Here is a 25,622-nt window from a genome sequence, read left to right as displayed (position 1 = left end):
CGTGGCCGGGGCTAAAGCCGGACTGAACCGTCGTCGCCGCTCGCGGCCAGGACCTGGCTGCCGGAGGCCGCCCGGGCGAGGAGTTCGAAGGAGCGCAGCCGCTCCTCCTGCCCGTGCACGACGGTCAGGGCCATCACCTCGTCGGCGCCCGTGTGCGCGAGCAGACCGGCGAGCTTCTCCCGGACCGTGTCGGGGGAACCGACCAGCTGCGGTTCGACGAGGTCGTCGAGGAAGGCCCGTTCGGCGGCGTCGTACCGGTGGGCGGCGGCGGTCCGCGCGGACGGGAAGGCCTCGAAGCGCCGGACGGTCCGCATCCGTATCTTGCCGAGGAGATAGGGCGAGGCGACCGTTCGGGCCTCCTCGTCGGTGTCGGCGACGGTGGTCAGGACCGAGACGAGGGTGCGCGGCCGGTCCAGGTGGGCGGAGGGCCGGAACGACTCGCGGTAGCGCTCCAGGGCGAAGGCCGTCGCCTGCGGATTGATCTGGTGGGCGAAGGCGTACGGCAGCCCCATCGATCCGGCGGCCGCGGCGCTGGCCGGGCTGGAGCCGAGCATCCACACGTCGGGCCGGCCGTCGGCGGCGGGCACGGCGGTGATCCCGGACGAGGGGTCGCCCGGGGCGAAATAGCCGCCGAGTTCGGCGATCTGGCGCGGGAAGTCGTCCTCGCCGCGGTCGGGGGAGCGGCGCAGGGCTCGCGCGGTGAGCGGGTCGGTGCCGGGGGCGCGGCCCAGGCCGAGGTCGATCCGGCCGGGGTGGAGCGCCTCCAGGGTGCCGAACTGCTCGGCGACCACCAGCGGGGCGTGGTTGGGGAGCAGGACCCCGCCGGACCCCACCCGCAGGGTGGTGGTGGCCGCGGCCAGCCGGCCGATGAGGATCGGCGGCGCGGAGGTGGCGAGGCTGGGGGTGTTGTGGTGTTCGGCGACCCAGTAACGGTGATAGCCGAGGGCTTCGACGCGCGGGGCGAGCGCCACGGTGTCGCGCAGGGCGGCGGTCGCGGAGCCGTCCTCGAAGACCGGGACGACGTCGAGGACGGAGAGCGGTATGCGGGTGCTGCCGGTGGTGGCCATGGACCCTCCTCGGAGAGGCGATGCGGCGGATGGTGCGGACGTGTGAGGGGAGGGGGACCGGCCGGGCGCCGCGACGGGGGTGACGCGGCACCCGGCCGGAGAGCGTGTCCGGGCCGTCTCTTCCGGATCGGCCGGGGTCCGATCCGGAAGGAGCGGCCTAGGCCGGGTCGGCGACGGGCTGCGGCGAGGCGCCGTCCGTCGTGTCGGCGGTGGCCTCGGGAGCGGGGGTGGGACGGCCGGGCAGCAGCAGACCGGCGAGGAAGACGACCACGGCGGCCGCCACCACCCACCAGAAGGCGTCGCCGAAGCTCTCGGTCGTCGGCGTGGCGTGCGCGCCGCCGCCCTGGAGGATCAGCGCGACCACCGCGATGCCGAGCGAGGCGCCGATCTGGTTCAGGATGAACACCGCGCCGGTCGCGCCGGCGACGGACTCGCCGGGGACGGTGCGGTACACCGATCCCATGGTCGGCGCGCCGACCAGGCCCATGCCGAATCCGGCGGCGAGCTGGGCGGCGGTGAGGAGCACCTGCGAGCTGTCCGGACCGGAGCCGGTGAAGACCAGCGCGCCGGCACCGATCAGCAGGGCGCCGGTCGGGACCAGCACCTTCGCCCCGAACCGGTCGGCCAGGTTGCCGGCCAGCGGCATGCCGATCAGCGTGCCGAGGCCGAGCGGGGCGAGGAGCAGGCCGGATTCGAGGACGGTGTGCCCGTGGACCTGCTGGTAGTAGAGCGGGAGCAGGAAGAGCAGCGAGAACAGGCCGCCGCCGAGCAGGAACATGGTGGTGACGCTGGCGGTGAACCCCTTGCCGGCGAAGAGCCGCAGGTCGAGCAGCGGGGTCTTGTCGGTGCGCAGCGCGTGGACGACGTACGCGGCGAACAGAGCGAGGCCCACGACGAGTCCGACGATCACCCGGGCGGAGCCGAAGCCGTGCGCGCCGGCCTGGGAGAGCGCGTACACGAGGGCGGCGAAGCCGGGGGAGAGCAGGAACACGCCCACGGCGTCGAGCGGCACCGGGTCGCCGCTCGGCGGCGGGTCGGCCGGCAGGACCTTGATCGCCAGGATGATGGCCGCGAGCGCGAACGGGATGTTCACGAGGAAGAGCCACATCCAGGACAGGTTGTCCAGGATCAGCCCGCCGACGATCGGGCCGACGACCGGACCGAGGGTGATGGGCACGGAGATCAGGCCCATGACCCGGCCGATGCGCTCGGGCCCCGCGGCTCCGGCGACGACGGTCATCATGATCGGGTCGATCATGCCGCCGCCGAGGCCCTGCACGACGCGGAAGGCGATCAGCGACTCGGCGTTCCACGCGAAGGCGGCCAGCGTCGAGCCGATCAGGAAGACCGTCAGTCCGAGCAGCCACATGCGCTTGGCGCCGAAGCGGACCAGCGCCCAGCCGGCCAGCGGGATGGCCAGCGCGACGGCGAGCAGATAGCCGGTGGTGACCCACTCGATGGTGGCCAGCGTGACGGTGAACTCGCTGCTCAGGGTGGAGATTCCGACGTTGACGATCGTCGCGTCCAGGTACGACATCATCCCGCCGAGCACCATCACGCCGAGCAGCGTGAGCAGCCCCGAATCGAGCCGGGCGGGGGCGCCCTCCGCTGCCTTCTTTGCAGACACGGCAACTCCTTTGTACTCGTGTGCCCATCAATTTGAACTGGGTAGTTAATTTTTGTGGCTGTGACGGTAGCATGGGCACATGAGCGTTGGCGAGACCCCGAAGACGGACGAGACCCCGAAGACGAAGCCGGCCCCGGCGGACCGGGGCCGGATGGACAAGCGACGGGCCATCGTGGAGGCGGCCCTGCGGGTCTTCGCGCGCGTCGGCTACAGCCAGGCGAGCCTCGACCTCATCGCCACCGAGGCGGGCGTCGCGAAGCCCACGATCTACAACCACCTGGGGTCGAAGGAGAACCTCTTCCGCCACGTGATGACGGAGACCGCGGCCCGCTCCAACGCCAAGACCCTCGACGTCCTGGAGTCCTTCCCGACCGACCCGCAGGGACTGCGGCCCGGCCTGGAGGACGTGGCCCACAAACTCGTCGACTGCTACTGCGACGAGCAGTCCGAGTCGGTCCGCCGGCTGCTGTACGCGGAGGCCGTCCGCTTCCCCGACCTGTTCGACGAGGTCCGCGCCAGCGGGCCCAACCAGTTCACCGACGCGCTGGCCGGCCGGCTCGCCCGCCTCGCCAACGCCGGACACCTGCGCATCGAGGATCCCGAGCGGGCCGCCAACCAGTTCATCGCCCTCGTCTACGAGGAGCTGCCCGGCCTGAGCGCGCTGGGCACCCGGCCGCTCGACCCCGAGCAGGTCCGCCAGGTGGTCACGGCAGGCGTCGACACCTTCCTGCGCGCGTTCGGGGCCCCCGGCGCAACCACCGGGAGCCCCGCTGCCGACGCGGACGTCAGCGACTGATCCGCTCGAACTCGCCACGGAAGAACAGCAGCGGCTCCCCCTCCAGCGACGCGTCGAGGCGGAGCACCCGGGCGACCACGATCACATGGTCGCCCGCCCGGTGCTCCGCCTCGATCGCGCACTCCAGCCAGGCCAGCGCCCCGTCCAGGACCGGCGCGCCACCGGGCGAGGCCGACCAGGCGACCCCCGTGAACTTGTCACCCCCACGCGCCGCCAGCCGGGTCGCCGCCTCGCGCTGCCCCGCCCCCAGGATCGAGATCCCCAGCGTCCCGGCCTCACGGATCCGGGGCCAGCTGGAGCTGGTGTGCGCGACACAGAACGAGACCAGGGGCGGATCCAGGGAGACCGAGCAGAAGGAGTTCGCGGCCAGGCCGGCCCGCTCACCGGTCACCGCGTCCCGCGCGGCGACCGCGACCACCCCGGTCGCGAACCGCCCGAGCACACTGCGCAGACACCGCTCGTCGGCCGGCACGACCGTCACCCCGCTCACGCCGGCACCGCCGCGTCCGGCACCGCCGCGTCCCGCACCACCGCGCGCCGGGCCGCCGGCGCGTAACGCAGCCGCGCGAACTCCCGCGTCAGCGCGATCCGCTGCTCCCGGTACCCGCCTCGCATCCGCAGCACCGACAGCAGCGTCCACAGCCGCGTCTGCGCGAAGAACCGCGGCGAACCGTGCACGTCGTCATGGGCCAGCAGCCGCACCCCGCGCACCCGCTCGCGCAGCAGCCGGGCGTCCCCCGGCGGAATGATCTCGTCCCGCAGGCTCGTCACGTGCGCCACCGGGATCCGCAGCTCCGACAGCTCCTCCGGACCGAGCGCCCGGTCCGCGAGCAGTCCGTAGACCTCGCCGGGCGTGGTCCCGGCCAGGTGCGCCAGCGTGTCGGTGGTCACGCGCGGCACCGTCCGCTGCCACCGGACGTCGGTGAAGAAGTCGTGCAGCGGCGCCCCCGCCCCGACCACGCCCCGGATCCGCTCGTCCTCCAGCGCCGCGCGCAGGGCCAGATGACCGCTGAAGCTGAGCGCCAGCGCGTACGTCCGCGAGGTGTCGGCCCGGCCCGCGACCGCGTCCAGGAGCCCGGAGAACATCCGGTGCGCCTCCGCGTCGTACGGCAGGGTGTTCTCACCGACCCCCGGCATCTCCGTGACCAGGCCGGCGAAGCCCAGCTGGTCGAGCTGGAGCAGCACCGGCGCCCATTGCTCCTTGACGGACACGATGCCGCCGGTCATCACCAGCAGCGGCCGGGGCGTCTTCGCGTCGAGACCCACCGTCCAGCACCGCACCCGCCCGCCGGGCAGCTCCACGTCGAGCCGCCCGATGGCCGGGAAACCGGCCGCCCACTCGGCGAAGGAGGCCGTGCACGCGGCCAGCGCCGCCGCCCGGGCGGCGCCGTCGACGAACGGGAAGCGCGCCATGTTGTAGTGGACGGACGCCTCCAGCGGCTTCCCGGCCTCCGCGAGCCGGGCGGCCTCCGCGCTCCACTCGCGCACCCAGGAGCCGGGCGTGCCGTCCCCGTCGTGCCGGATCCGGTCGAGCAGCGGATCGTACGTCTCGGGCGGCAGACCCTGCGAACGGGTGTGCGCCACCACGAAGTTCTTCAGCTCGGCGATGTCGTTCATACGCTCTCCAGCGCCTCCTTCACCTCGGTCAGCACGTCGGCGGCCTCGGCGCCGTCGATCGCCCGGTGGTCGAACGCCAGGCTCAGCCGCAGCACCGGCGCGATCACGATCCGGGCGTCCCGGACGACCGGCCGGTCCAGGATCCGGCCCACCCCGAAGGTGGTGGTCGTGCCACCGACCGAGTGGAACGAGTCCACCGCCCGGTGCCCCAGCGACGTCACCGAGAACGTCCCGGTCAGATGCGGCCGCAGCGCCAGCGACCCGGCGGCCTGCCGGAACGCCTTCCGGCCCTCCGCCCAGGACAGCCGGTGCAGCCCGCGGATCGACGCGAACTCCTCCAGCACCTCCGGATCGCCGTCCCGCACCCGGTCGATGTGCTTCTGGACCGTGGCGAGTTCGGCGTCCTGAAGGTCCGGCACGACGGTCCCGAGCACCACCCGGCGCCCCTCCAGCGTCCGGTCGAGCGCCAGCTTGCCGTTGACGAACGGATAACGCGCGATCCGCGGACGGCGCGGGCCGCCCTGGATCGCCGCGTTCGCGTCCGGATGCGCCGCGAGGACCCGGCCGGCCGCGCGCAGCACGTACGCCGAGACCGAGTACCGCACGCCCTCGCGCTCCCGCGCCTCGGCCCGGTGGGCCAGCACCCGGCCCATGTCCACCTCGGTGTCCAGGAAGACGGGTGCGAAGTCCCGTACGGCCTCCAGGAAGAACAGCGTGTGCCGGCGCTGCCGGGGCAGCGGCACGCCCTCCTGCTCCTCGGTCACGCCCCCACCGCCAGCCGGTACAGCGCTTCCAGGCTCTCCGCCTCCAGCGCGTCGGCCAGCGACAGGGACCGGCCGGTCTCCCGCTCCAGCGCGGTGCACAGCGCCAGGAGATGCACCGAGTCCCACGAGTCGACGGTGTCGAAGCCGCGCCCGAGGTCCTCGACGGTCACGGACAGGGCGAGTTCGTCCCGCAGCAGCAGGACGAAGTCCTCGACGGTCTTCACGGGGCACTTCCCTTCGGGGGCGCGGCCTCGAACCGCGCGGTGAGTCGGATGTGGCCGGCGGGCTCCGGCAACGGATCGAGGCCGTGCCGGAACGCCGCCGCGTCCTCGTCGGCCTCGACCACGGCGAAGCCCGCACGCGGATAGAAGTCGGCGACCTTCCCGTTCTTCGCGGTCCGCCGGTACGACGCCAGGACCTGTCCCGCGCCGCGTTCCCGGGCCTCCTGCAGCACCGCAGAGAGGACCGTGGTCTCGATGCCCCGGGAGAAGACCCGGCAGCTCAGCAGGAAGTTGTCGATGTGCACGCCGTCGCCCGCGCGCCGCAGCAGCACCGCCCCGACCAGCCCGTTGTCCCCGAACCGGTCGGCCGAGGAGACGGCGAGCACCGAGGCGTCCGGGTCCTCCGCCAGCGCGCGCACCTCGGCGGGCTGCAGCCGCTCGGTGGTCAGGTTGAACTGATTGGTGCGCAGGGTCAGCTGGGAGATCCGGGCGTACTGGTCGGGCGTCGCCGGAGCCACCGTCACGGAGACGTCCAGCTCGCGCAGATAGCCCTCGAGCGAGTCGAAACCGTCCAGGAAGTCCTGCCGGGCCTGCTCCTGCCGATAGCGGGCCGGCCGCGCCCGGTCCTCGTCGGTCAGCTCCCGTACGTCGAACCAGCCCTCGGCGAGGAGCCGAGGCACGTGCAGCGCCGGCTCCTCGTCGACCTGCACCACCGCGACCCCGGGCAGCTCCCGGCGGACCAGACCGCATTCGAAGGAGCTGTCGTCGACGAAGACCACGCTGTCCACGCCCACGTTGAGCTCACGGGCCAGCGCCGTCAGGTTGTCGTGCTTGGGCGCCCAGTTGGCCCGGACCGCCACGAGGTCCTCCTCGCGCAGCGCCAGTCCCGGATGCTCGCGCAGGGTCTTGACCACCGGCTCCTCGTCGTTCTTGCTCACCACCGCGAGCAGCACGCCCTGCGACCCGAGCTGCGCCGCCACCCGCTGGAACCGGCGGAACGCCTCGCCCCGGTAGCTCTCCCCGGTCTCGATGCCCTCGGGCCCGACCTCGCCGAGCACCCCGCCCCACACCGTGTTGTCGAGGTCGAGCGCCAGGACCTTCTTCCCGCCGCCCGCGGCCTGCCGGGCCAGCTGCCCCACCTCCCGCGCGTATCCGGCGAGCAGGGGCTCGGAGAGATGGGCCTTGGCGTAGACGCTCTGGCGTACGTCCCGCGCCGGGACGCCCTCGGCAAGCAGCGGGTCGAGATCCACCGTCACCACACCGGGCCGCTCCTCGGCCAGCCGCAGCAGGCGGACGTTCGCCTCGCGCCACAGCGCGCCCAGCCGGGCCCGTGCCCGTCGGTCGATCAGCTGCGCGGTCAGCTCCCGTGGCAGCGGAAGGGTGTTGAGGACCAGGGTGCCGCTCGGGCAGGAGGCGGCGAAGACCTCGGCGGCGCGCTCGACCAGGGCCAGCTTCTCGTCGAGCACCCGCTCCGCGTCCCCGACCCGCCACGGCGCCGGCAGCTCGTCGGCGATCACCGAGGGATCGAGCACACAGAGGGTGAACGCCGGCCCGGCCTCGTACAGGGAGCTGTCCGGGTCGACGAGGTCGAAGACCCACCGGTCGAAGTCGGAGAGCCGGACCCGCGCCAGCAGCCCGTGCCGCGCGAACTCCGCGGTGAGCGAGGGGACCAGGGCCGACAGGGTGCCGTGCCCGGTCACCGCCACCAGTGGCGCCGGCACCGAGGGATGGGCGGCGCGCACCTCCTCGGGGTCCAACCGGGCCAGCAGCCGGCCGGAGCGGATCAGCTCCGTCTCCGGGAGCCGGGCCAGCAGCCCCGCCACGTCCGGATACCGCTCGGCGAGCCGCCCCGCCCGGTGCAGCTCGCTCAGCGACTCCACCGCCATGTCAGTTCCCCTCCAGGGCGAAACCGGACTTGATCCACTTGCTGGACTCGACGGAGATGCCGACCGCCTTCCGCCCCGGCCCGAGCCGCCCGGCCAGCGCCTGTTCCAGCTGGAGGAGGACGATCGCGTTGCCGCTGTTGCCGGCCTCGGCCACCACCGAGACGTCCTCGGCGGCCGGCAGCGCCAGCCGCCGGGAGATCAGGCCGGTCATGCGGCCGGACAGCTGGGGCGGCAGCAGCAGGTCCACGTCCTCCGGGCGCCAGTCCGCCGCGTCGAGCAGCTCCTCGAGGACCTCCTCGGCGAGCGCGGGCACGTGTTCCTCGATGGCCTTGTAGTCCTCGCTCGCCGCCGGCCGGTCCGGATCCCGGTCCCGGTCGGCGGGGCCGTACCACTCCAGGACCGCCCCGGGATCCCGCCCCAGGCCGACCAGGCGGGTGAACAGGCCCCGCACCCGCGCCGAGCCGGGACCGGGGTCGACCCCGAGGACCGCGGCGCCGGCCGCGTCCCCGAAGAGCACGTAGTTGACCAGTTCGGACGGGGCGATCCTCTTGAGGTCCGCCGTCACGTCGTAGAACCGGGCGATCACGTCGCCGCCGAGCACCAGCACCCGGCGGCCGTCGCCGCTGCGCAGGATCTGCCGGGCGACGTCCAGCGCCTGGACCGCCCCCGAGCAGCCCGACTGCAGCTGGAAGGAGCGGACCTGGTCGATGCCGAGCCGGTCCGCGACGATGTTGACCGTGGCCGGCATGAGCCGGTCCGGGGTGGCCGTGCCGAGCACCACCGCGTCCACGTCGGAGCCCTTCAGCCCCGCCGACTCCAGCGCCCGCCGGCCCGCCAGCTCGGCCAGGTCCGCCAGCGAACTCGTGATCCGGCCCGACTCCAGGTCCACCGCCAGATGGCGGGACCTGGTGCCGATGAAGGCCTCGACCCACTGCTCCCACAGCGCGTCCATGCCGAACCGCCGGGCCAGCGCGGCGTTGTCCACGGCGGGCCCCGGCAGCGCGGACGCCGCCGAGAGGATGTGTACGTCCCGACCGGTCATCAGTGGCTTCTCCTCGTGCTCTCTCCCGGCGCTCGCCGTGGTCAGTCGGACAGCAGGATCCGGGCCTCGGCGGACGCCCGGACACCGGTCATCCGCCAGGTGCGGAAGCCCGTCAGGCCCTCGTAGCGGCCGCTCGTCCCGGTCGCCGGGTAGTACACCCACTCGCTGGTGCGGACGTCGTTGAAGTCGGCCCAGCCCTCGGCGTGGATCGTGCCGTCGTCGAGGGTGATGTCCTCGGTGTAGTAGGTCATCAGGCCGCCGTCGCCCGGACGGACGTACTCGATCCGGAACGAGCCGTGCGAGGTGCCGATGAGCTTGCCCGACTCGTCGAACAGCTCGTCGTCGAAGGTGCCGGTCTGCCCGGTCCGCGGATCGGCCACGTCCACGTCGTCGACCACCTTGACGACGATCTCCTCGGGCACGCGGATCACGATCTGGTCTGCCATGGTGCGGTTCCTCTCGATAGGGGTGTGCGAGACGGGTGCGGGGGTGTCACAGGGCCGCGGCCGGCCCGGCGCCCGCGATCAGCGGCGGGCGGCCGGGAAAGACACCGGGCCCGGTGAGGGCGGCCGTCGGGCCGACGTCGAAGGCCGCGCGCCGGGTGTCGGGGGAGGGGAAGAAGACCTCCGCCGCGGGTTCACCGGTCCGGGTCAGCACCGACCAGAAGCTGCCCCGGGTCCAGGTGCCGGTGTTGAGGGGGTCGTTGTCGGCGAAGGTGTACGGCGCGTACTGCAGGCCGGTCGGATCGGGCTGGGTGAAGCGCCCCCAGAACCCGTTGTAGAGGTGGTGGTCCAGGACGTGCGCGCTGCGCAGCAGCTGGTACGCGCCGCGGTAGCGGAAGGGGTTGGCGGCCGCCGCGGGGCCGGTCGCGGTGACCGCCCCGTGCGGGGTGTACCGGTAGCGGGCGGCGAGCCGGCCCTCCTCGTCGAGGAGCGCGAGCACCGAGCCCTGGTCGTCGGTCACGGCCCAGTGGCGCCGTCCGTCCGCGGTCAGGACGGCGAGCAGGGCGCCGCCCGGAGTGCGGACGAAGTCGGTGGCCGTGCCGTCGTCGGCGACCCGCACCACGCCCAGGTGACTGTGCGTCAGCACGTGGGTGACCGTGCGTCCGTCGACGGTGGTCTCGGTGATCCTGCGCGGGAGCTCCTGGCCCAGCCCGTCGTAGGCGATGTCCACCACCCGCTGACCGCCGAACACCCCGGTGAGGGTCTGGCCCGAGGGGCTGTACGTGAAGCGGCCGGTCGGGTTCTCCTCCTCGGTAAAGTTGCCCGCCCCGTCGTAGGCGAAGGTCGTCTCGCCGAACCGGGTGACCTGACCGGCCGGGTTGAGCGTGAAGCGCACCTCGCCCAGGCGCACCAGGTGGTGGGCGTCGTCGTAGGCGAACTCCACGTCACCGGCGCGCACGAGCCGTCCCAGCGTGTCGTAGCCGTAGCCGGTGAACTCCCCGTCGACCACGGTGTTCCGCAGGACGCCGGTGTCCGCCCCGCTGCCCGTGCAGTAGCCGTACTCCACCGACAGCAGCACAGCCCCGTCGGCGTGCCGCACCCGCAGGGAGGTGGGCCGGCCCGAGGCGTCGCGGGCGATCTCCTGGACGGCCGGGCCGTAGTCCACCGCGACCAGCCGGCCCGCCGCGTCGTGCGCCAGCGCGGCCGTGTCGCCCGCCGGGGTGGTGACGGAGGCCGGGCGGCCCGCGGCGTCGTACGTGTAGCGCGTCGTGCCCCCCGGGGTGGTCAGCGCGAGCGGCAGGCCCTCGGCGTCGTACGCGGCCCGGATCTCCTCCGTGCCCTCCTCGTCGGTGCGCACGGCCCGGGTCAGCCTGGGGCCGCCCGCCGTGCGGGTCCAGTCGAAGGAGTACGCCCAGCCGGGACCGGACTTGCCGACCGGCCGGCCCAGACCGTCGTGGCTCAGCGAGAGCAGCGTCTCGCCGGAGTCCTCGTCCGTGACCTCCGCCGGCCGGCCCAGCGCGTCGTAGCGGTGCCCGAGGGTACGGCCGTCGCCCGAGGTCACGGCCGTGATCCGGGAGAGCGCGTCGCGGCGGAACACCGTGGCACCGAGCGGCTCGGGCGGCACGACGCGGACGAGCAGGCCGGCCTCGTCGTACCGGAAGGCGGTCGTCGCCCCGTTGCCGTCGGTGAACTCCGTGATCCCGCCGTGCTCCGGGTCGTACACCCGGGAGTCCAGCGCGGCCGCCCGGCCGGCGACCCGGGTCCGCACCACCCGGCCCGCCGCGTCCCGTTCCAGCAGCAGCTCGTGTCCGGCCGGGCTCCGCAGCGCGCTCACGAGACCGGGGTGGCGGGGATCGTCGTACGCCGCCGAGAACTCCCCGGAGGTCGGCAGCCGCACGGACACGGCCCGGCCCCGCTCGTCGTGACGGCGCAGCAGCGTCCCCCCGGCGGCGTCCGTCGTACGCGTGAGGCGGCCCGCGGAGTCCCACTCCTGCCGGGCCGTGCCGCCCAGCGCGTCGGTCGCCGCGGCCGGCCGGTCTTGCGCGTCGAAGGCGTACTCGGTCCGGCCGCCGGTCGGTCCGGTCACGGTCGTGCGTCCCTCGCCGTACGCGAAGCCGAGGCGCACCGGCGCCTCGGGTCCGGCCCAGCCCACCGTGGTGACCCTGCCGTCGCCGGTGTACCCGAGCTCCACCGGACCGTCGTGCGGCGGCGTGATCCGGACCAGCCGGCCGGTGTCGTCCCAGGTGTACTCGGTGACGGCGCCGGTGGCGTCCGCGTCGCGGACCAGGCGGCCCGCCGCGTCGTAGCCGAACGCGCCGGCCTGCGCGCCGGACGGGTCGAGCAGCTTGGTGAACCGGCCCTCGGCGTCCCGGTGCAGCGTGGTCACCCGGCCCAGGGCGTCGATGACGCGCAGGGGATCGGCACCGGCCTCGACGGTCGCTCCCTCCACGGAGAGGGACCAGCCCGGTCCGAAGCCCTCGTCGGCGGCGCGATCGCCGTGGAACACGCGGACCAGCCGCAGATGGCGGCCGGTCCCGGCGATGACCAGATCCAGCCGGCGCAGCCGCGGCGCCCCCGACGCCAGGTCGACCAGCAGGTCCGTGCGGTCCCCGATCGGCACCCGGCGTACGGCACGATCGGCGACGGTCTCCCCAGGCGCGAGCACGGGCGACTCCTCAGGCGGTGTCCGGAGAGCCGGCACGGCAGGACGCCGCCCGGCGGGACCTCACCCTCACGCGGAGCTCTAAAGCTCGCCTAAGGCCGTTACGGGAAGCCATCCCGCACGCCATGAAGCTTCTGTTACAGGCGAGTTGGCCGAAACAACCGTCTCGTACGCTGCCTTCGGGTCGATTTCGATTCTGGCCATCGCCGGAAAGGAGACGCACCGCGTGACCACCACCATCGCCACCGTCGGAAACCCCCCGCCCGTCACCGTCCGCACCGCCGAGCTCGGCCGTCTGGAACGGATCCTGGGCGAGGCGCTGGAGGGGCGGTCCGCCGTCGCGGAGCTCGCGGCGGACCCGGGGAGCGGCAAGTCGAGACTGCTCACCGCCCTGGCCCGGCGGGCGGAGCACCGGGGGCTGCGCGTCCTGCGCAGCCGCTGCGCCGAGGCGGCGGATCCCGTCCCCCACGGCCCGTTCATCCAGGCCTTCTCGACCTGGCAGGACGAACCCGCCAACGGCGCGGACGCACCGCCCACGGACGAACTGCTGAGCCTCCTGGCCCGGGGACCGGGCCAGGAGAAGACCGCCGGGAGCCGCTGCCAGTACTACGCCGATGTACGCCGACTCATCGGCGCGTGCGTGGCGGGCACCCCCGGCGGGGTCCTCCTCGTCCTGGACGACTACCACTGGGCGGACGCCGCGACCGCCGAACTCGTCGACATCCTGATCTGCCGGCCGGTCCCCGCGGGCCTGGCCGTCGCCGTCGCCTACCGGCCCCGCCAGATCCCCGCCGCCGTCCGCGCCCCCCTGCACGAGGGCGTCGAGCAGGGCCGCGTCGATCTCGTGGAGCTGCCCGCCCTCGACACGGCTCAGTGCGCCGCGGTGCTGCGCGTCGACCCCGACGACCCGGCCCTGCCCCGGCTGCGGGACCGGGCCGGGGGCGTCCCGCTGTACCTGCTCGCCCTCGCCGAGGAGGAGCGGCGCGACGACGGCACGGGCTCCGCGGCGGTCCCCGCGCTGAACGGCTTCGCGGTGCACCTGCACGCCGAACTCGCACCGCTCGACGAGGTGGCGCTGACCGTCGTCCGGGCGGCGGCCGTCCTCGGCGACACCTTCACCGTCGACACGGTCGCCGAGGTCGCCGAGGTGTGCCGGGACCGCAGCTGCGCGGTCCTCGGCGAACTCCGCCGCCGCGACCTGGTGCGCCCCGGCGGTCAGCCGGGGCGCCTGACCTTCCGTCATCCGCTGTTACGCGAGCGGCTGTACGAGGGGATCGACGCGTGCTGGCGATCCTGGGCGCACGGCCGGGCCCTCCACTCCATGCGCGCGTCGGGCGTGCCCGCCACCGAACTGGCACCGCACATCGAACGGGCCGGCTCCGGCGTCGGCGCCGCCGACCGCCGGGACCTCGGCACCGCCGCCCGCGTCGCCCTCCACCTCGGCCGGCCCGCCGCGGCGGCCCATTGGCTGACGGTGGCGATCCGGCTCGACCGCGCCGCGCACGCCGCGGAGCACACCGGCGGCGGGCACGGGGGAGACCGTGCCGACCGGACCGAGGGGGGAGCCGCGGCGCTCGAACCCGTCACCGAGGAGCTGTGGCAGTCCGTCGTCCAGCACCTCGCCGCCGCCGGCGACGCCGACCGGGTCGTGCTGCTCGTGCGGGAGATCCTGACCGGGCCCGCCGCCCGGACCGACGCCGCCCACCGGGCCGGCATCGTCGCCCATCTGTCCGCCGTCCTGGCCGCCCTCGGCCGCGACGAGGAGGCCCAGGGCCTGATCGCCGCGGAGCTCTCCGCCGAACCCGGCCCCTCGCCGGAGGCCGCGGCCATGCTCCAGCTGCGCCGGCACGTCTCCAAGGTGCTGGCCGGGCAGGTGCCCGCCCGCGCCGACGTCGAGCGGCTGGTCCGGCTCACGGCGGGAGCCGGCCCGGTCACCGGGGCCGGCGCCCTCACCCTGCGCGGACTGTGCGCCGTCGTCGCCGGCGACACCTGTGCCGCCGAACGGGCGCTGGAGGCCGCCGCCCAGACGCTCGACGAGCTCGACGACGGCCCGGCCGACGAACAGGAGAGCACCCTGCTGCTCCTGCTGAGCTGGGCCGAGGCCCTGATGGGCTGGTACGGCCCCGCGCACGGCCACGCCGAGCGCGCGCTGTCCGCCGTACGGGCCAGGGGGGACACCCATCTCCTCGCCCCGCTCCTGGACACCCTCGGCTACGTCCACTACCAGTCGGGCCGCATGGCTGACGCGCTCGCGGCGGCCCAGGAGTGCCGCGACGTGGCCAGGGCCGCCGGCCGCAGCGACCACGTCGGCCTCTCCGACGCCATCACGGCGGCGGCCTGGGCGCAGCTGGGCCGCCGCAACCCGGCCGCGCGACGCAGCCCCCCGAAACCCGGGAACCCCCTCGAATCCCCCCGGACCCCGCTCAACGCCCTGCTCCAGGCCGAGGCCTGCCTCGCGGCGGGCGACGGCGAGGCCGCGTTCACGCTGCTGCTGCCGCGCCGGGAGGCGTGGCGGGTCTCCGAGCCTGTTGCCGTGCTCGCCGCCCGCGGTTACGAACTGCTCGCGGCGGCTGCCGTCACGGCGGGCCTCAAGGAGGTCGGCATGACGACCGGGGTCATCGAGGAGTGGGCCGCACACTCGGCGGACGCGGCCGACGCGGTCGGTATCGCCGAGCAGCGCGGACACGCGCTGATGGCCCGAGGTCACGCGCTGCTGAGCCGCCGTCAGGCGGCGGACGCGGTGCGCGTCTACGAGGAGGCCGTCGAGCTGCTCGGTGCGGAGAGCCCGGCGGGGGCCCGTGCCCGGGAGCTGGTGCGCGAACTCGACCGGCTTGCCAGGACCGGCGCCGGGCGGGACGCGGACGCCGGTCCCGAGGGGGCGTTCGCCGACCTCACGCTGCGGGAGAAGGAGGTCGCGGCCCTCGCCGGCGAGGGCTGCAAGACCAAGGACATCGCCCTGCGGCTGACCGTGAGCCCGCGCACTGTCGACGCCCATCTGACCCGGATCTACAGCAAGTTGGGCGTGAACTCGCGGGCCGAGCTGGCCCGGCTGATGGCGCTCGCGGGCTGAGGGAGCGCGATGGCGGTCACGAGCAGTCCGCGCCCGGCCGCCCAGCGGCCGTGGAACGCGCGCAGCTCCCGGCCGCCGACGCGCGGGCCCGGCACCGACAGGTCGGCGCGGAAGGTTCCGCGCGAGGGGTCGAACCGGACCTCGGCCTCGGGGAAGTCGAGGAAGCGCGCCGTCAGCGGGAACCAGGCCTTGTATACGGCCTCCTTGGCGGAGAACAGCAGCCGGTCCCAGCACAGGTGGGGGCGCAGGGCGGTGAGTTCGCGGACGTGGTCCCGCTCGCGCGGCAGCGGGGCGACGGTCTCCAGCATGCCGCGCGGCAGCGGCTCGTCGGGCTCCGCGTCCACGCCGACGGCCGCGGCCTCGCCGGAGCGGGCGACCACGGCCGCGCGGTAGCCCCGGCAGTGCGTCATGCTGCCCACCACGCCCGCCGGCCAGCGCGGCGCCCCGCGCTCGCCGGGCACCAACGGCCGGTAGGCCACTCCCAGTTCGGCGAGGGCCCGGGCGGCGCAGAGGCGCACGGAGGCGAACTCGCGGCGCCGGGAGGGGACCGCCCGGGCGACGACCGCCTCCTCGGCCGGGAGCAGCCGGGCCCCGGGAGGATCGCCGTACACCTCGGCGGAGGCCGTCCAGGACGGCACCAGGTCGCGAATCACGTGCGCTCCCTCGGGCGACGGTGGGCAGGGGCAGGGGCAGGGGCAGGGGCAGGGGCAGGGGCAGGGGCAGAGGCAGGCGGAGGGGGAGCGGACGGCGGCCGGAGCCCCGGCCGGCCGGCCATGATCAGCCGCGGGCCGGGCGGCCGGACGCCGCGGCGGCGCCACTCGCGCGGATAGCCCATCGACACCTCCTCGAACCGCACCCCGTCGTGCCAGGTCGTGCGAGGGATGTGCAGATGGCCGTAGACCACCGCAGCGGCGCGGAACCGCAGGTGCCAGTCGGCCGTCGCCTCCGTCCCGCACCAGAGCGCGAAGTCCGGGTGGCGCAGGATCCGGGTCGGTTCGCGGACCAGCGGGAAGTGGTTCACGAGCACGGTACGGACGTCGGGGCCGAGTGCGGCGAGCCGGCGTTCGGTGGCCGCCACCCGGGCCCGGCACCACGCGGCGGCGTCGGCGTACGGCTCCGGATGGATCAGGGCCTCGTCGGCGCAGACCACGCCGTGCCCGGCGGCGATCTCCAGGGCCTCGGCCGCGGTCCGTGCCCCGGGCTGCCGGAAGGAGTAGTCGTACAGCAGGAAGAGCGGGGCGACCGCCACCGGACAATCGGGCCCCTGCCACACCGGGTACGGGTCCTCCGGGGTGACGACGCCGAGCGAGCGGCAGACGGCGACCAGCCGCTCGTAGCGGGCCGCGCCGCGCAGCTTCGAGGGATCGCGCGGATGCGTCCAGAGCTCGTGGTTGCCGGGCGCCCAGATCACCCGGGCGAAGCGCTCGCTGAGCAGCCGCAACGCCGTCTCGACCTCGGACAGGATCTCGCCGACGTCTCCGGCCACCAGCAGCCAGTCGTCCTCGTGACGGGGCCGCAGCGCGTCGAGGGCCGCGCCGTTCTCCTCGTAGGCCACGTGCAGATCGCTGAGGGCCAGCAGGCTGCCGCTCATGCGCGCGGCGCCCGCGCCGTGACGGCCAGGCCCGTCACCAGGTCGGCGACCTCCGCCATGTTTTCGGTGAGGAAGAAGTGACCACCCGGGAAGCTCCGCAGGGCGAACGACCCGCTGGTGTGCGCCGCCCAGGCCGCGACCTCCTCGGGCGCCGCCTCGGTGTCGTCCTCCCCGGTGAGCCCGACCACCGGACAGGACAGCGGAGAGGCGACCGTCGGCCGGTACGCGGCCAGCGCCCCGTAGTCGGAGCGCAGCACCGGCAGGACCAGCTCCCGCAGGTCGGGGTCGTCCAGCATCCCGGCGCCGGTGCCGCCCAGCGACCTGACCTTCGCGAGCAGGGCCCGGTCGTCGCGCAGCCGGTCGGCACCGGTCCGGTGCCGGGAGGGCGCCGGCCGCCCGGAGACCAGGAGGGCGGCCGGCCCGGCGCCGGTACGGCGCGCCAGGCGGACGGCCACCTCGTACGCGAGGGAGGCCCCCATGCTGTGGCCCAGGAAGAGCCGCGGGCGGGCGCCCGGCGGGGGCAGCGCGGCCGCGATCCGCTCGGCCAGGAGATGGAGGTCGCCGACCCGCTCCTCGCGGTACCGCTCCTGCCTCCCGGGGTACTGCACGGCCGCCACCTCGACGTGCGGCGTCAGCAGCTGGGAGAGGCCGAACCAGTAGGCCGCCGAACCGCCGGCGTGCGGAAAACAGACCAGCTCGGCGCCGGCGTCGGGGGACGGGTGGAACCGCCGGAACCAGACGCCCTGCTCCTCTTCGTCCCGGATCACGGTCAGCCCGCCATCGGGAGGTCGAGGAGCCGGTCGGAGGTCAGGATCGCCTGGTGCAGCCGGCGCAGCGACCGGCAGGGCTCCAGGCCCAGTTCGGACCGCAGGACCCGCTGCGCCGAGCGGTACACGCGCAGCGCCTCGGCCTGCCGGTCGGAGCGGTAGAGCACCAGCATCAACTGCCGGTAGAAGGACTCGCGCAGCGGGTACTGGGCGATCAGCCCGGTCAGCAGGCTGATCACCTCCCGGTGCCGGCCGAGCGCGGTGCGCGCCTCGACGGACAGCTCCAGGCAGTCCAGCCGCTCCTCCTCCACCCAGGTGGCGAACGCCGACAGCGCCGGCCCTTCGGCGGTCCCGTCGAGCACCGGGCCGCGGACGAGCAGCAGCGCGCCCTCGAAGGCCTCCAGAGCCTCCTCGTACCGGCCGGCGTGCTGATGGGCGCGTCCCGTGCGCATCAGGTCCTGGAAGTCGTCGACGTCGAAGCCGGCTCCGTCCAGCCGCAGGACGTACCCGGACGGCTTGGTGACGACGGCCCTGCCCTCGTGGTCCCCGGCGGCGGCGAGGAACTTGCGCAGCTGGGACAGATAGACGTGGACGGCGGCCGAGGCCCGGCGCGGCGGCGCGGTGCTCCACAGTTCGGCGACGAGTTGCTCCTTGGTGGTGACGCGTCCGGCGGAGATGAGCAGCGTGGCCAGCGTCATCTCCATCTTGGGAGCGCTCAGGGAGTGCTGGACGCCGGAGTCGTCCGAGACGAGCAGCGGCCCCAGCAGTTCGTAACGCATCGATACCCCCGTGGCATGGCGGAAAAGTAAGGCGTATGCCTGGGCCTCACTCTCCGTGGCCGGGCCGTGTCCACGCATCGGGGAAAGTACGTACGTACGTCGAATGGCCGAAAACCCGCGACCCGCACCGGCGGTCGGGCCCGCCCGGCTCGTCCGTTCCGCGCGGCCGCTTTGGAACGGCTTTGGCCGTCCGTCGCACCATCCGCCCATGCCGCCGTACGTGTCGCGCTGCCTGAAAGCGCTGGGTGACTGGCTGATCGCTGCGGGCCAGTCGTGGATCCCGCCCCTGCCGCCCCCGCCGTCCGGCGGGCCGCCGCCCGGCCACCCCGAGCGGCTCGTGGACGAGGGCGTCGCCCTGACCGAGCTCGAACGGCGGCTCCGGGACGAGCTGCCGGGCTGGCCGTACCCGTAGCGCCGGGGGAGCGGTGGTCGTGGAGGCTTCGCGCGGCCTCCTGCCGGGTGTCCGGGTGCGGAACGGCCTCCGACCGTTTCCGGCGGAGGGGCCGGTTCCGTACGGAGGGGGCGAGATCGGGTCAACTCCCCTTTTCTGTAGTCGAGTTGGCGACTGCCGACCTATCTTCTAGGGGCCCCGAGGTTCCCGGTTCGCCCAGGAGGTCCGCTTGCCGGCCAGACGCGTCCCCGCCATAGCCAGAGCACTGCGCCGCTCACCGCTGCTCATCGCCTTCGCCCTCGGCTCGCTGCTCGTCGGGCTCACCCCCTGGCTTGGAGCGGCGAACACCTGGCCGGCCGGCCGCGGTCCGACCCCGCCCCCGACGTCCGTCCCCTTCGACCAGCAGACCGCGCAGCAGGCGCCGCACCACGGCGTCGCCCCGGCGAACGCCATGGAGCCGACGGCCCCCGTGCTCGACCGGACCGGATGGACGGCCACGGCGAGCGACGAGGAGACCCTGAGGGAGAACGGCCGCGCGGCCAACGTCCTCGACGGCAGCACGGCGACCATCTGGCACAGCCGGTGGTCCGGGACCCCCGCCCCGCTGCCGCACAGCATCACCCTCGACATGCACCGTACGACGGTGGTCTCGGCGCTCGTCTACCAGCCCCGCACCGACAAGGCCAACGGCCGCGTCGGTGAGTACAGCATCAGCGTGAGCGTCGACGGCCGGAACTGGGGCAGTCCGGTCGCCACCGGCACCCTCGCGGACGACGCCGCGGCGAAGACCCTCGGATTCGCCCCGCAGGGCGCGCGGTTCGTCCGGCTCACCGCCCTCACCGAGGCCGGCAACCGCGGCCCGTGGAGCTCCGCCGCGGAGCTCAACCTGCTCGGCGACCCCGGAACCCCGGCGGCCACCGTCGACCTGCCCCGGGCCGGATGGACGGCCACGGCCAGCGACGAGGAGACCGTCAAGGAGAACGGCCGCGCGGCGAACGTCCTCGACGGCGACGCCGCCACCCTCTGGCACAGCCGGTGGTCCGGGACCCCGGCCCCGCTGCCGCACAGCATCACCGTCGACATGCACCGCACCGCGACCGTGTCCGCGCTGGTCTACCAGCCCCGCACCGGCAGCCCCAACGGGCGCGTCGGGGCGTACACCGTCACCACCAGCACCGACGGCACGACCTTCGGCGCACCGCTCTCCTCGGGCACCTGGCGCGACGACGACACCGTCAAGACCGCCACGCTCGTCCGCGCCGCCACCGCCCGCTACATACGCCTGACCGTCACGAGCGAGGCCGGCAACCGCGGGCCGTGGACCTCCGCCGCCGAGATACGCCTGAGCGGACCGGCCGACCCCGCCGCGCACGGCTCCTGGAGCCGAATAACCGGCTTCCCCCTGGTGCCGGTGGCCACCGCCGTCCTGCCGGGCGACAAACTCCTCGCCTGGTCGGCGTACGCGGTCGACCGCTACGGCGGCAGCAACGGCTACACCCAGACCGCGATCCTCGACCTGAAGACGGGCCGGGTCACCCAGCGCCGCATCGACAACACCGGGCACGACATGTTCTGCCCGGGCATAGCGATGCTCGCCGACGGCCGGGTCCTCGTCACCGGCGGCAGCAACGCGGAGAAGGCGAGCATCTACGACCCGGCCACCGACGCCTGGTCCGCGACCGCCGACATGAACATCGCCCGCGGCTACCAGGCCATGACCCTGCTCTCCACCGGCGAGGCCTTCGTCCTCGGCGGATCGTGGAGCGGAGGCACGGGTGACAAGGCCGGCGAGGTCTGGTCCCCGGACACCCGCACCTGGCGCAGGCTCCCCGGCGTCCCCGCCGCCCCGGCCCTGACGGCCGACCCGGCCGGCGCCTACCGCGCCGACAACCACATGTGGCTGTACGCCACCTCGGGCGGCAAGGTGCTCCAGCTCGGCCCGAGCAAGCAGATGAACTGGATCACGACCGCGGGGAACGGGAGCATCGCCTCCGCCGGCACCCGGGCCGACAGCCAGGACGCCATGACCGGCAACGCCGTCGCCTACGACATCGGCAAACTGCTCACCCTGGGCGGCTCGCCCGCCTACGAGAAGCAGCCCGCCACCCGGCGCGCGTACACGGTGAGCATCGACGGCGGTCAGGTCCGGTCCGCGCGCACCGGCGACATGGGCCACGCCCGCGGCTTCGTGAACAGCGTCGTCCTGCCCGACGGCAAGGTCGCCGTGTTCGGCGGGCAGGCGAACCCCGTGCCGTTCAGCGACGCCACCTCCGTGCTGACCCCCGAGCTGTGGGACCCGGCGACCGGACGCTTCACCCCGCTCTCCTCCATGGCCATCCCGCGCAACTACCACAGCGTGGCGAACCTGCTGCCCGACGGGCGGGTCTTCTCCGGCGGTGGCGGCCTGTGCGGTGACTGCGCCACCAACCACGCCGACGGGGCCGTGTTCACCCCGCCGTACCTGCTCAACGCGGACGGCTCGCCCAAGCCGCGTCCCGTCATCACCGGCGGCGTGCCGCCCCGGGCCGCCGCCGGCACCTCGCTGACCGTCGGCACCGAGGGGCCGGTGGCCTCCTTCGTCCTGATGCGGGCCGCGGCCGCGACCCACTCCACGGACAACGACCAGCGGCGGGTCCCGCTGACCTCCACCGCCGCGGGCACCAACACGTACACGGTGTCCATCCCGGCCGACAAGGGTGTGGTCCTGCCCGGCACCTACATGCTCTTCGCCCTGGACGCCCAGGGCGTGCCGAGTATCGCCCGGTTCATCACGGTCCACTGAGGCGCGCGACAGCGGGTCGCGCGAGGGCGTGGGTACGGATCGGGCCATGGCGGCAGGTTTGGGGCATCCACCGGAGGGAATGGTCGGCGGTCAGTGGCACGGGCAATTTCAGTCGCGCCGTCGAACTGATGGCTGAATGCGAGGGGGAGGTGGAGTGACCATGACCATGCCCGCCGTCGAGCTCCCCGAGTTGTGGATGCCTCATCCGCTGCGGATCAATCCGCACCTGCCCCGTCTGCGCGCCGAGAGCGAGACCTGGGCGCGCGAGATGGGCATGCTGAGCGGCGAGGACGGACGGCCGGACGGGCCGGACCGCCGCCCGATCTGGACCCGGGCCCAGTTCCGGGCCATGACCGTCGACCAGCTCACCGCCTGGACCCTGCCGGACGCGGAGCCGGACGACCTCCGGCTCAACCACCGGTTCAACATCTGGGCGTTGGCCTGGGACGACTACTTCGCGTCCGCCTTCAAGCGCACGGGCGACTTCCAGGGCGCCCTGGAGTTCACCGCCCGGCTCCACGCCTTCCTGCGGCCGGAACGGGACGCGCGGCTGCCGGAGCCGGCGAACGCCGTCGAACGGGGGATCGCGGATCTCCAGAAGCACCTGTTCCCGCCGAGACTGGCCCACTGGCGGCAGGAGTTCAACCGGGCACTGGTGCGGTACGTCGACGCCGGAGTCCAGGAACTGGCCAACAGCCGCGCCGGCCGGGTGCCCCACCTGATCGACTACGCGCCGTTCCGGCGCGAGAGCTTCGCCGCTCACACCGCGCCGTACTCCGTCGAACTCTCCACGGGCGCGCGAATACCCGAGCGGGTCCGGCACAGCCGGACCGTCCACGGACTCCTGGCCGCCTTCATGGACGTCATGGGCCTGGCCAACGACATCGCCTCCTACGAACGGGAGGTCCACGAGGAGCGCGACGTCAACAACCTCGTCGTGGTCATAGCGACCTCCATGGGCATCCCCCTCCACGAGGCCGTCCCCGCCGCCGTCCACCTGGTGAACTCCCGCATGCGGGACTTCGAGGAGCTCAGGAGCAGCGAAATCCCCCTCGTCGCCCGCGAGTTCGGGTTACGGCGCGACGAGCGGGCCGAGCTCGAGACCTGGGTCGACGGGGCCTGCGGCTTCCTCTCCGGACTCCACGCCTGGTACACCGGAGCTCCCCGCTACGCGGAGGAGCGCTGCGAAGGGGGCACCGGCATGTGTGCTCCGGCACCCCCTTCCCTCTAGTCCCCCTGTTACTTCTACTCCCTCTGCTCCCTCTGCTCCCTTTCCTGCCGCACGTGCCCTCCGGTCCCTACCGTCTCCGCAGGAGGCGTGCGAGGCGCGCCCACCAGCCGGTGCGCACCTCAGGGCGACCGCCGGTCCCGGGGGCGCTCGCCCGCACGGTCGCCGACGGGCCCGCCACCGCGCGCTTCCCGCTGCTCTGCGGCGGCGGGGCGGGCAGCGGCGCCGGGAGCTGTTCGCCCCTGGGCGGACGGGGGGCGAAGGAGACCGGCAGGGCCGTCAGATGCCGGGCCCAGGTGGAGGAGCGCCAGCTGAGCTCCTCCTCGGGAACGGCCAGGACGATGTCGGGAAGCCGGGTGAGGAGGATGTCGATGCCGGTGTCGGCGATGATGCGGCCGATGTCCTGGCCCGGACACTCGTGACTGCCGGCGCTGAAGGACAGGTGCGCGCGGTTGTGGTGCACCGGGGTCGCGGGGTCCGGGCGGATCGTCTCGTCGACGTTCCCCGCGGCGAGGCCCAGCAGCAGCATGTCGCCGGCCTTGATGTGCTGACCGCCGAGGGTGGTGTCCCCGTTCGCGAAGCGGGCGGGGCACACCATCAGCGGGGGCTCGTCCCAGAGGACCTGCTCGACGGCCTCGGGCAGGGTCATCTGTCCACCGGCGAGCGAGCCGCGGAACCGCGGGTCGGTGACCACCATGCGCAGCACGTTGGACATCAGGTTGGCGGTCGTCTCGTAGCCGGCGAGCAGGATGAGGCGCAGGTGCTGCATGACCTCCTCGTCGGTGAGGTTCGCCGGGTGGGCCAGCAGCGCGGAGGCGATGTCGTGGCCCGGGTTCACCTTCTTGTCCCTGACGATCTGTTCGAGGCTCTCGATCACGAGCGCGTTGCTGGCGAGCGAGGTCTCGGTGGCCTTGAACAGGTCACGGGCGGCGTGCACGAGCCGCGGGGCGCCCTCCTCGGACATGCCGAGCAGGTGGGTGAGGGTGAGCATGGGCAGCTGCTCGGTGAACCGGTCGACCAGTTCGGCCTCGCCGTCCTCGCAGAACGAGTCGATCAGCTCGTGGGCGAAGCGGTTGATGTGCCGCCGGACGCCGCGGTGGTCGAACTGGTCGAGCGAGGCGGTGACCGCGCCGCGCAGCCGCTGGTGCTCCTCGCCGTCCGCGTTCACGCAGTCGGGACGCCAGCCGATCATGGGCACGAGCGGCGAGGTCTCGGCGTCGATCTCCCCGCTCGTCCAGCCGTGCCAGATCCGGGGGTCGCGGGAGAACTGGGTGGAGCGGGTGGCCACGTCGCGGTTCTCGGTGTAGCCGAGCACGAGCCAGGCGCGCACGTCCCCTTCGAGCAGGACGGGCGCCACCGGACCGTGGGCCGCGCGGAGTTGCTCGTACAGGCCCATCGGGTCCGTCTCCGCGACGGGGCCGTGGAGCCTGGCCCGGCCGCCGGGTCCCGTGGTCGCGTGGGCGGGGCACCCCGGCGGTGGGAGGATCCCGGGTTCCTCGGTGGCGTGTTCGGAGGACGGGAGGGTCATGCGGTCTCCTGGGCGGCGAGGGTGCACAGGTAGACCATCAGCGAGAGCAGGGCGTCCCGGCAGGACGCCCGGTCGCGTGCGTCACAGGTGACGATGGGGACGGAATCGCTGAGGGCCAGAGCCGTGCGCAGTTCTGGTACGGGGTAATGGGGCGCCTCGGGGAAGGCGTTGACGGCCACGACGAACGGGACGCGGCGGTCCTCGAGGCGGGTGACGACCTCGAAGCAGACTTCGATCCTGCGGGTGTCGACGAGGACCACGGCGCCGAGCGCGCCTTCGAAGATCCCGTTCCACAGGAACCAGAAGCGCTCCTGCCCGGGCGTCCCGAACAGGTAGAGCACCAGCTCCTCGTTGATGCTGATGCGGCCGAAGTCCATCGCCACGGTCGTGGTGTTCTTGCCCGCGGCGCCGGGATTGTGGTCGATCCCGACACCGGCCTGGGTCATGGTCTCCTCGGTGGTGAGCGGAGGGATCTCGCTCACCGACCCGACCATGGTGGTCTTTCCGACGCCGAAGCCGCCGACCACGACGACCTTGACGCCCCTGGCGCCGTGCGGCAGCAGCAGGTCGGGGTCGCGCGGGCCTGCCTTGGGCGGCGCGTCAGAGCTTGCGTAGTCCATGGATCACCGCCTCGAGTAGGCCGCGGTCCGGATAGGCCGCGACGGGCACGGGTGCAATCGCCTCCACGTGTTCGTCGGCGACGAGCTGGGACAGCAGCACGGTGACGACGCTGAACGGAAGGGTGAGGTAGGCCGATACCTCGGCCACCGACAGCGGGTACTGGCACATGGAGAGGATGGCCGCCGGCTCGGGCGACATCGAGGGTTCCGGCTCGGACCTCGCCGCGATCAGGGTGACGAGGTCGAAGTTCTTGGCCGAGGACTCCGTGCCACCGGTGATGACGTACAGCGGAACGGGTTGGGCCTCGTCCCAGGGATCCTGGTTCTCCGACGTCACATCGCCTGCCGGACGTCTTCACGAGGCGGACTGGTCATGTTCCGGCCGATCCGGACCACGAGCGTGCGCATGCGGTCGCCCAGCAGCCCCGCGTCGACCTCCGGGTCCGCCAGGACCGCGAGGTACGCCCCGGGCCCGGCCGCCATCAGGGAGAAGTAGCCGGCGTCGGCCTCGATCCCGACCATGTGCGTCGAGCCGTCCCCGTTCGGGAACATCTGCGCGATGGCCCGGGCCAGGCTCTGGATGCCGGAGCAGGCCGCGGCGATCGCGTCGGCCTTGTCGGGGGCCGTCTCGGCCTGGCCGATGCACAGGCCGTCCGACGAAAGGACGACGACGTGTCGTACGTGCGGAACGCCGCCCACGAGCTCCTTGAGCATCCAGTCAATGTTGGGCAGTGGCTGCAT

23 protein-coding genes are annotated in these 25,622 nt (G+C 73.7%); 5 read left to right on the top strand and 18 right to left on the bottom strand.

Annotation, left to right across the window (positions count from 1 at the left end):
* Positions 1-11 precede the first annotated feature (11 nt).
* Positions 12-1,067: an LLM class flavin-dependent oxidoreductase gene (locus tag ACFWJO_RS00440; protein ID WP_386862617.1), complete on the bottom strand. Its 1,056-nt coding sequence runs from the start codon at positions 1,065-1,067 to the stop codon at positions 12-14.
* Positions 1,068-1,224: 157 nt separating this feature from the next.
* Positions 1,225-2,694 (bottom strand): DHA2 family efflux MFS transporter permease subunit, encoded by a 1,470-nt coding sequence (locus ACFWJO_RS00435; protein ID WP_386862616.1) that lies wholly within the window; start codon positions 2,692-2,694, stop codon positions 1,225-1,227.
* 79 nt (positions 2,695-2,773) lie between these two features.
* Between ACFWJO_RS00435 and ACFWJO_RS00430 the strand changes: the two genes are divergently transcribed.
* The gene (locus tag ACFWJO_RS00430) at positions 2,774-3,490 is read left to right on the top strand and encodes a TetR/AcrR family transcriptional regulator (protein ID WP_386862615.1); all 717 of its coding nucleotides are present in this window, start codon (positions 2,774-2,776) and stop codon (positions 3,488-3,490) included.
* Here ACFWJO_RS00430 and ACFWJO_RS00425 read toward each other — a convergent pair.
* From ACFWJO_RS00425 to ACFWJO_RS00390, 8 genes are read right to left on the bottom strand one after another with little or no spacing between them, the layout of a single operon-like run.
* Complete coding sequence (locus ACFWJO_RS00425; RefSeq protein ID WP_386862614.1) at positions 3,480-3,980, bottom strand: flavin reductase family protein; 501 nt, start codon at positions 3,978-3,980, stop codon at positions 3,480-3,482. The two genes, ACFWJO_RS00430 and ACFWJO_RS00425, sit on opposite strands and share 11 nt — an antisense overlap.
* Complete coding sequence (locus ACFWJO_RS00420; RefSeq protein WP_386862613.1) at positions 3,977-5,107, bottom strand: alpha/beta hydrolase; 1,131 nt, start codon at positions 5,105-5,107, stop codon at positions 3,977-3,979. Before ACFWJO_RS00420 ends, ACFWJO_RS00425 begins: the two co-directional genes overlap by 4 nt.
* Positions 5,104-5,871 carry a 2-oxo acid dehydrogenase subunit E2 gene (locus ACFWJO_RS00415; protein ID WP_386862612.1) on the bottom strand — a complete coding sequence of 256 codons (768 nt, stop codon included), beginning with the start codon at positions 5,869-5,871 and terminating at the stop codon, positions 5,104-5,106. Before ACFWJO_RS00415 ends, ACFWJO_RS00420 begins: the two co-directional genes overlap by 4 nt.
* Positions 5,868-6,095, bottom strand: coding sequence for an acyl carrier protein (locus ACFWJO_RS00410; RefSeq protein ID WP_386862611.1), 228 nt, complete (start codon positions 6,093-6,095; stop codon positions 5,868-5,870). The genes ACFWJO_RS00415 and ACFWJO_RS00410 overlap by 4 nt, the downstream gene beginning before the upstream one ends.
* Entirely contained in the window at positions 6,092-7,978 is a 1,887-nt protein-coding gene (locus tag ACFWJO_RS00405; RefSeq protein WP_386862610.1) for an HAD-IIIC family phosphatase, read from the bottom strand. The genes ACFWJO_RS00410 and ACFWJO_RS00405 overlap by 4 nt, the downstream gene beginning before the upstream one ends.
* A 1-nt stretch (position 7,979) precedes the next feature.
* Positions 7,980-9,020, bottom strand: coding sequence for a 3-oxoacyl-ACP synthase III family protein (locus ACFWJO_RS00400; protein ID WP_386862609.1), 1,041 nt, complete (start codon positions 9,018-9,020; stop codon positions 7,980-7,982).
* Between the two features lie 41 nt (positions 9,021-9,061).
* Positions 9,062-9,466, bottom strand: a complete 405-nt coding sequence (locus ACFWJO_RS00395; protein WP_386862608.1) for a hypothetical protein — start codon at positions 9,464-9,466, stop codon at positions 9,062-9,064.
* Positions 9,467-9,512: 46 nt separating this feature from the next.
* Complete coding sequence (locus tag ACFWJO_RS00390) at positions 9,513-12,128, bottom strand: DUF6531 domain-containing protein (protein ID WP_386862607.1); 2,616 nt, start codon at positions 12,126-12,128, stop codon at positions 9,513-9,515.
* A 223-nt stretch (positions 12,129-12,351) separates the two neighbouring features.
* Here ACFWJO_RS00390 and ACFWJO_RS00385 point away from each other — a divergent pair, with 223 nt between their 5' ends.
* Entirely contained in the window at positions 12,352-15,195 is a 2,844-nt protein-coding gene (locus ACFWJO_RS00385; RefSeq protein ID WP_386862606.1) for an AAA family ATPase, read from the top strand.
* Here the strand turns inward: ACFWJO_RS00385 and ACFWJO_RS00380 are convergent.
* Genes ACFWJO_RS00380 through ACFWJO_RS00365 form a run of 4 tightly spaced genes read right to left on the bottom strand, consistent with a single transcriptional unit; the run spans position 15,132 to position 18,332 of the window.
* Positions 15,132-15,848, bottom strand: coding sequence for a 4'-phosphopantetheinyl transferase (locus ACFWJO_RS00380; protein WP_386862605.1), 717 nt, complete (start codon positions 15,846-15,848; stop codon positions 15,132-15,134). The two genes, ACFWJO_RS00385 and ACFWJO_RS00380, sit on opposite strands and share 64 nt — an antisense overlap.
* Complete coding sequence (locus ACFWJO_RS00375) at positions 15,845-16,786, bottom strand: metallophosphoesterase family protein (protein ID WP_386862604.1); 942 nt, start codon at positions 16,784-16,786, stop codon at positions 15,845-15,847. Before ACFWJO_RS00375 ends, ACFWJO_RS00380 begins: the two co-directional genes overlap by 4 nt.
* Entirely contained in the window at positions 16,783-17,553 is a 771-nt protein-coding gene (locus tag ACFWJO_RS00370; protein WP_386862603.1) for a thioesterase II family protein, read from the bottom strand. Before ACFWJO_RS00370 ends, ACFWJO_RS00375 begins: the two co-directional genes overlap by 4 nt.
* Before the next feature lie 2 nt (positions 17,554-17,555).
* A complete protein-coding gene (locus ACFWJO_RS00365; protein ID WP_386862602.1) occupies positions 17,556-18,332 on the bottom strand; it encodes a BTAD domain-containing putative transcriptional regulator in 777 nt (258 codons plus the stop codon).
* 208 nt (positions 18,333-18,540) lie between these two features.
* Here ACFWJO_RS00365 and ACFWJO_RS00360 point away from each other — a divergent pair, with 208 nt between their 5' ends.
* The 3 genes from ACFWJO_RS00360 (at position 18,541) to ACFWJO_RS00350 (ending at position 22,736) form a co-directional block, all read left to right on the top strand.
* A complete protein-coding gene (locus ACFWJO_RS00360; protein WP_386862601.1) occupies positions 18,541-18,744 on the top strand; it encodes a DUF6059 family protein in 204 nt (67 codons plus the stop codon).
* 208 nt (positions 18,745-18,952) lie between these two features.
* On the top strand, positions 18,953-21,505 hold the full coding sequence (locus ACFWJO_RS00355; protein ID WP_386862600.1) for a discoidin domain-containing protein: 2,553 nt from the start codon (positions 18,953-18,955) through the stop codon (positions 21,503-21,505).
* 160 nt (positions 21,506-21,665) lie between these two features.
* Positions 21,666-22,736: a hypothetical protein gene (locus ACFWJO_RS00350; RefSeq protein ID WP_386862599.1), complete on the top strand. Its 1,071-nt coding sequence runs from the start codon at positions 21,666-21,668 to the stop codon at positions 22,734-22,736.
* Between the two features lie 67 nt (positions 22,737-22,803).
* Here ACFWJO_RS00350 and ACFWJO_RS00345 read toward each other — a convergent pair whose 3' ends face one another.
* From ACFWJO_RS00345 to ACFWJO_RS00330, 4 genes are read right to left on the bottom strand one after another with little or no spacing between them, the layout of a single operon-like run.
* Positions 22,804-24,261, bottom strand: coding sequence for a cytochrome P450 (locus tag ACFWJO_RS00345; protein ID WP_386862598.1), 1,458 nt, complete (start codon positions 24,259-24,261; stop codon positions 22,804-22,806).
* A complete protein-coding gene (locus ACFWJO_RS00340; RefSeq protein ID WP_386862597.1) occupies positions 24,258-24,881 on the bottom strand; it encodes an ATP/GTP-binding protein in 624 nt (207 codons plus the stop codon). The genes ACFWJO_RS00345 and ACFWJO_RS00340 overlap by 4 nt, the downstream gene beginning before the upstream one ends.
* Positions 24,862-25,218 (bottom strand): DUF742 domain-containing protein, encoded by a 357-nt coding sequence (locus tag ACFWJO_RS00335; RefSeq protein WP_386862596.1) that lies wholly within the window; start codon positions 25,216-25,218, stop codon positions 24,862-24,864. Before ACFWJO_RS00335 ends, ACFWJO_RS00340 begins: the two co-directional genes overlap by 20 nt.
* Positions 25,215-25,622, bottom strand: coding sequence for a roadblock/LC7 domain-containing protein (locus ACFWJO_RS00330; RefSeq protein WP_386862595.1), 408 nt, complete (start codon positions 25,620-25,622; stop codon positions 25,215-25,217). The genes ACFWJO_RS00335 and ACFWJO_RS00330 overlap by 4 nt, the downstream gene beginning before the upstream one ends.

The organism is Streptomyces sp. NPDC127092 (assembly GCF_042722475.1).
GTDB lineage: Bacteria > Actinomycetota > Actinomycetes > Streptomycetales > Streptomycetaceae > Streptomyces.
The sequence above is the reverse complement of the archived record's forward strand: the minus strand, read 5'-3'. Positions and strand labels throughout refer to the sequence as shown.

Excerpts from the sequence above, each read along its gene's own strand:
- ACFWJO_RS00360 (WP_386862601.1), top strand. The coding sequence starts at position 18,541 with ATGCCGCCGTACGTGTCGCGCTGCCTGAAAGCGCTGGGTGACTGGCTG.
- ACFWJO_RS00395 (WP_386862608.1), bottom strand. The coding sequence starts at position 9,466 with ATGGCAGACCAGATCGTGATCCGCGTGCCCGAGGAGATCGTCGTCAAG.
- ACFWJO_RS00340 (WP_386862597.1), bottom strand. The coding sequence starts at position 24,881 with ATGGACTACGCAAGCTCTGACGCGCCGCCCAAGGCAGGCCCGCGCGAC.
- ACFWJO_RS00375 (WP_386862604.1), bottom strand. The coding sequence starts at position 16,786 with ATGAGCGGCAGCCTGCTGGCCCTCAGCGATCTGCACGTGGCCTACGAG.
- ACFWJO_RS00365 (WP_386862602.1), bottom strand. The coding sequence starts at position 18,332 with ATGCGTTACGAACTGCTGGGGCCGCTGCTCGTCTCGGACGACTCCGGC.
- ACFWJO_RS00405 (WP_386862610.1), bottom strand. The coding sequence starts at position 7,978 with ATGGCGGTGGAGTCGCTGAGCGAGCTGCACCGGGCGGGGCGGCTCGCC.
- ACFWJO_RS00350 (WP_386862599.1), top strand. The coding sequence starts at position 21,666 with ATGACCATGCCCGCCGTCGAGCTCCCCGAGTTGTGGATGCCTCATCCG.
- ACFWJO_RS00440 (WP_386862617.1), bottom strand. The coding sequence starts at position 1,067 with ATGGCCACCACCGGCAGCACCCGCATACCGCTCTCCGTCCTCGACGTC.
- ACFWJO_RS00420 (WP_386862613.1), bottom strand. The coding sequence starts at position 5,107 with ATGAACGACATCGCCGAGCTGAAGAACTTCGTGGTGGCGCACACCCGT.
- ACFWJO_RS00345 (WP_386862598.1), bottom strand. The coding sequence starts at position 24,261 with ATGACCCTCCCGTCCTCCGAACACGCCACCGAGGAACCCGGGATCCTC.
- ACFWJO_RS00330 (WP_386862595.1), bottom strand. The coding sequence starts at position 25,622 with ATGCAGCCACTGCCCAACATTGACTGGATGCTCAAGGAGCTCGTGGGC.
- ACFWJO_RS00430 (WP_386862615.1), top strand. The coding sequence starts at position 2,774 with ATGAGCGTTGGCGAGACCCCGAAGACGGACGAGACCCCGAAGACGAAG.
- ACFWJO_RS00400 (WP_386862609.1), bottom strand. The coding sequence starts at position 9,020 with ATGACCGGTCGGGACGTACACATCCTCTCGGCGGCGTCCGCGCTGCCG.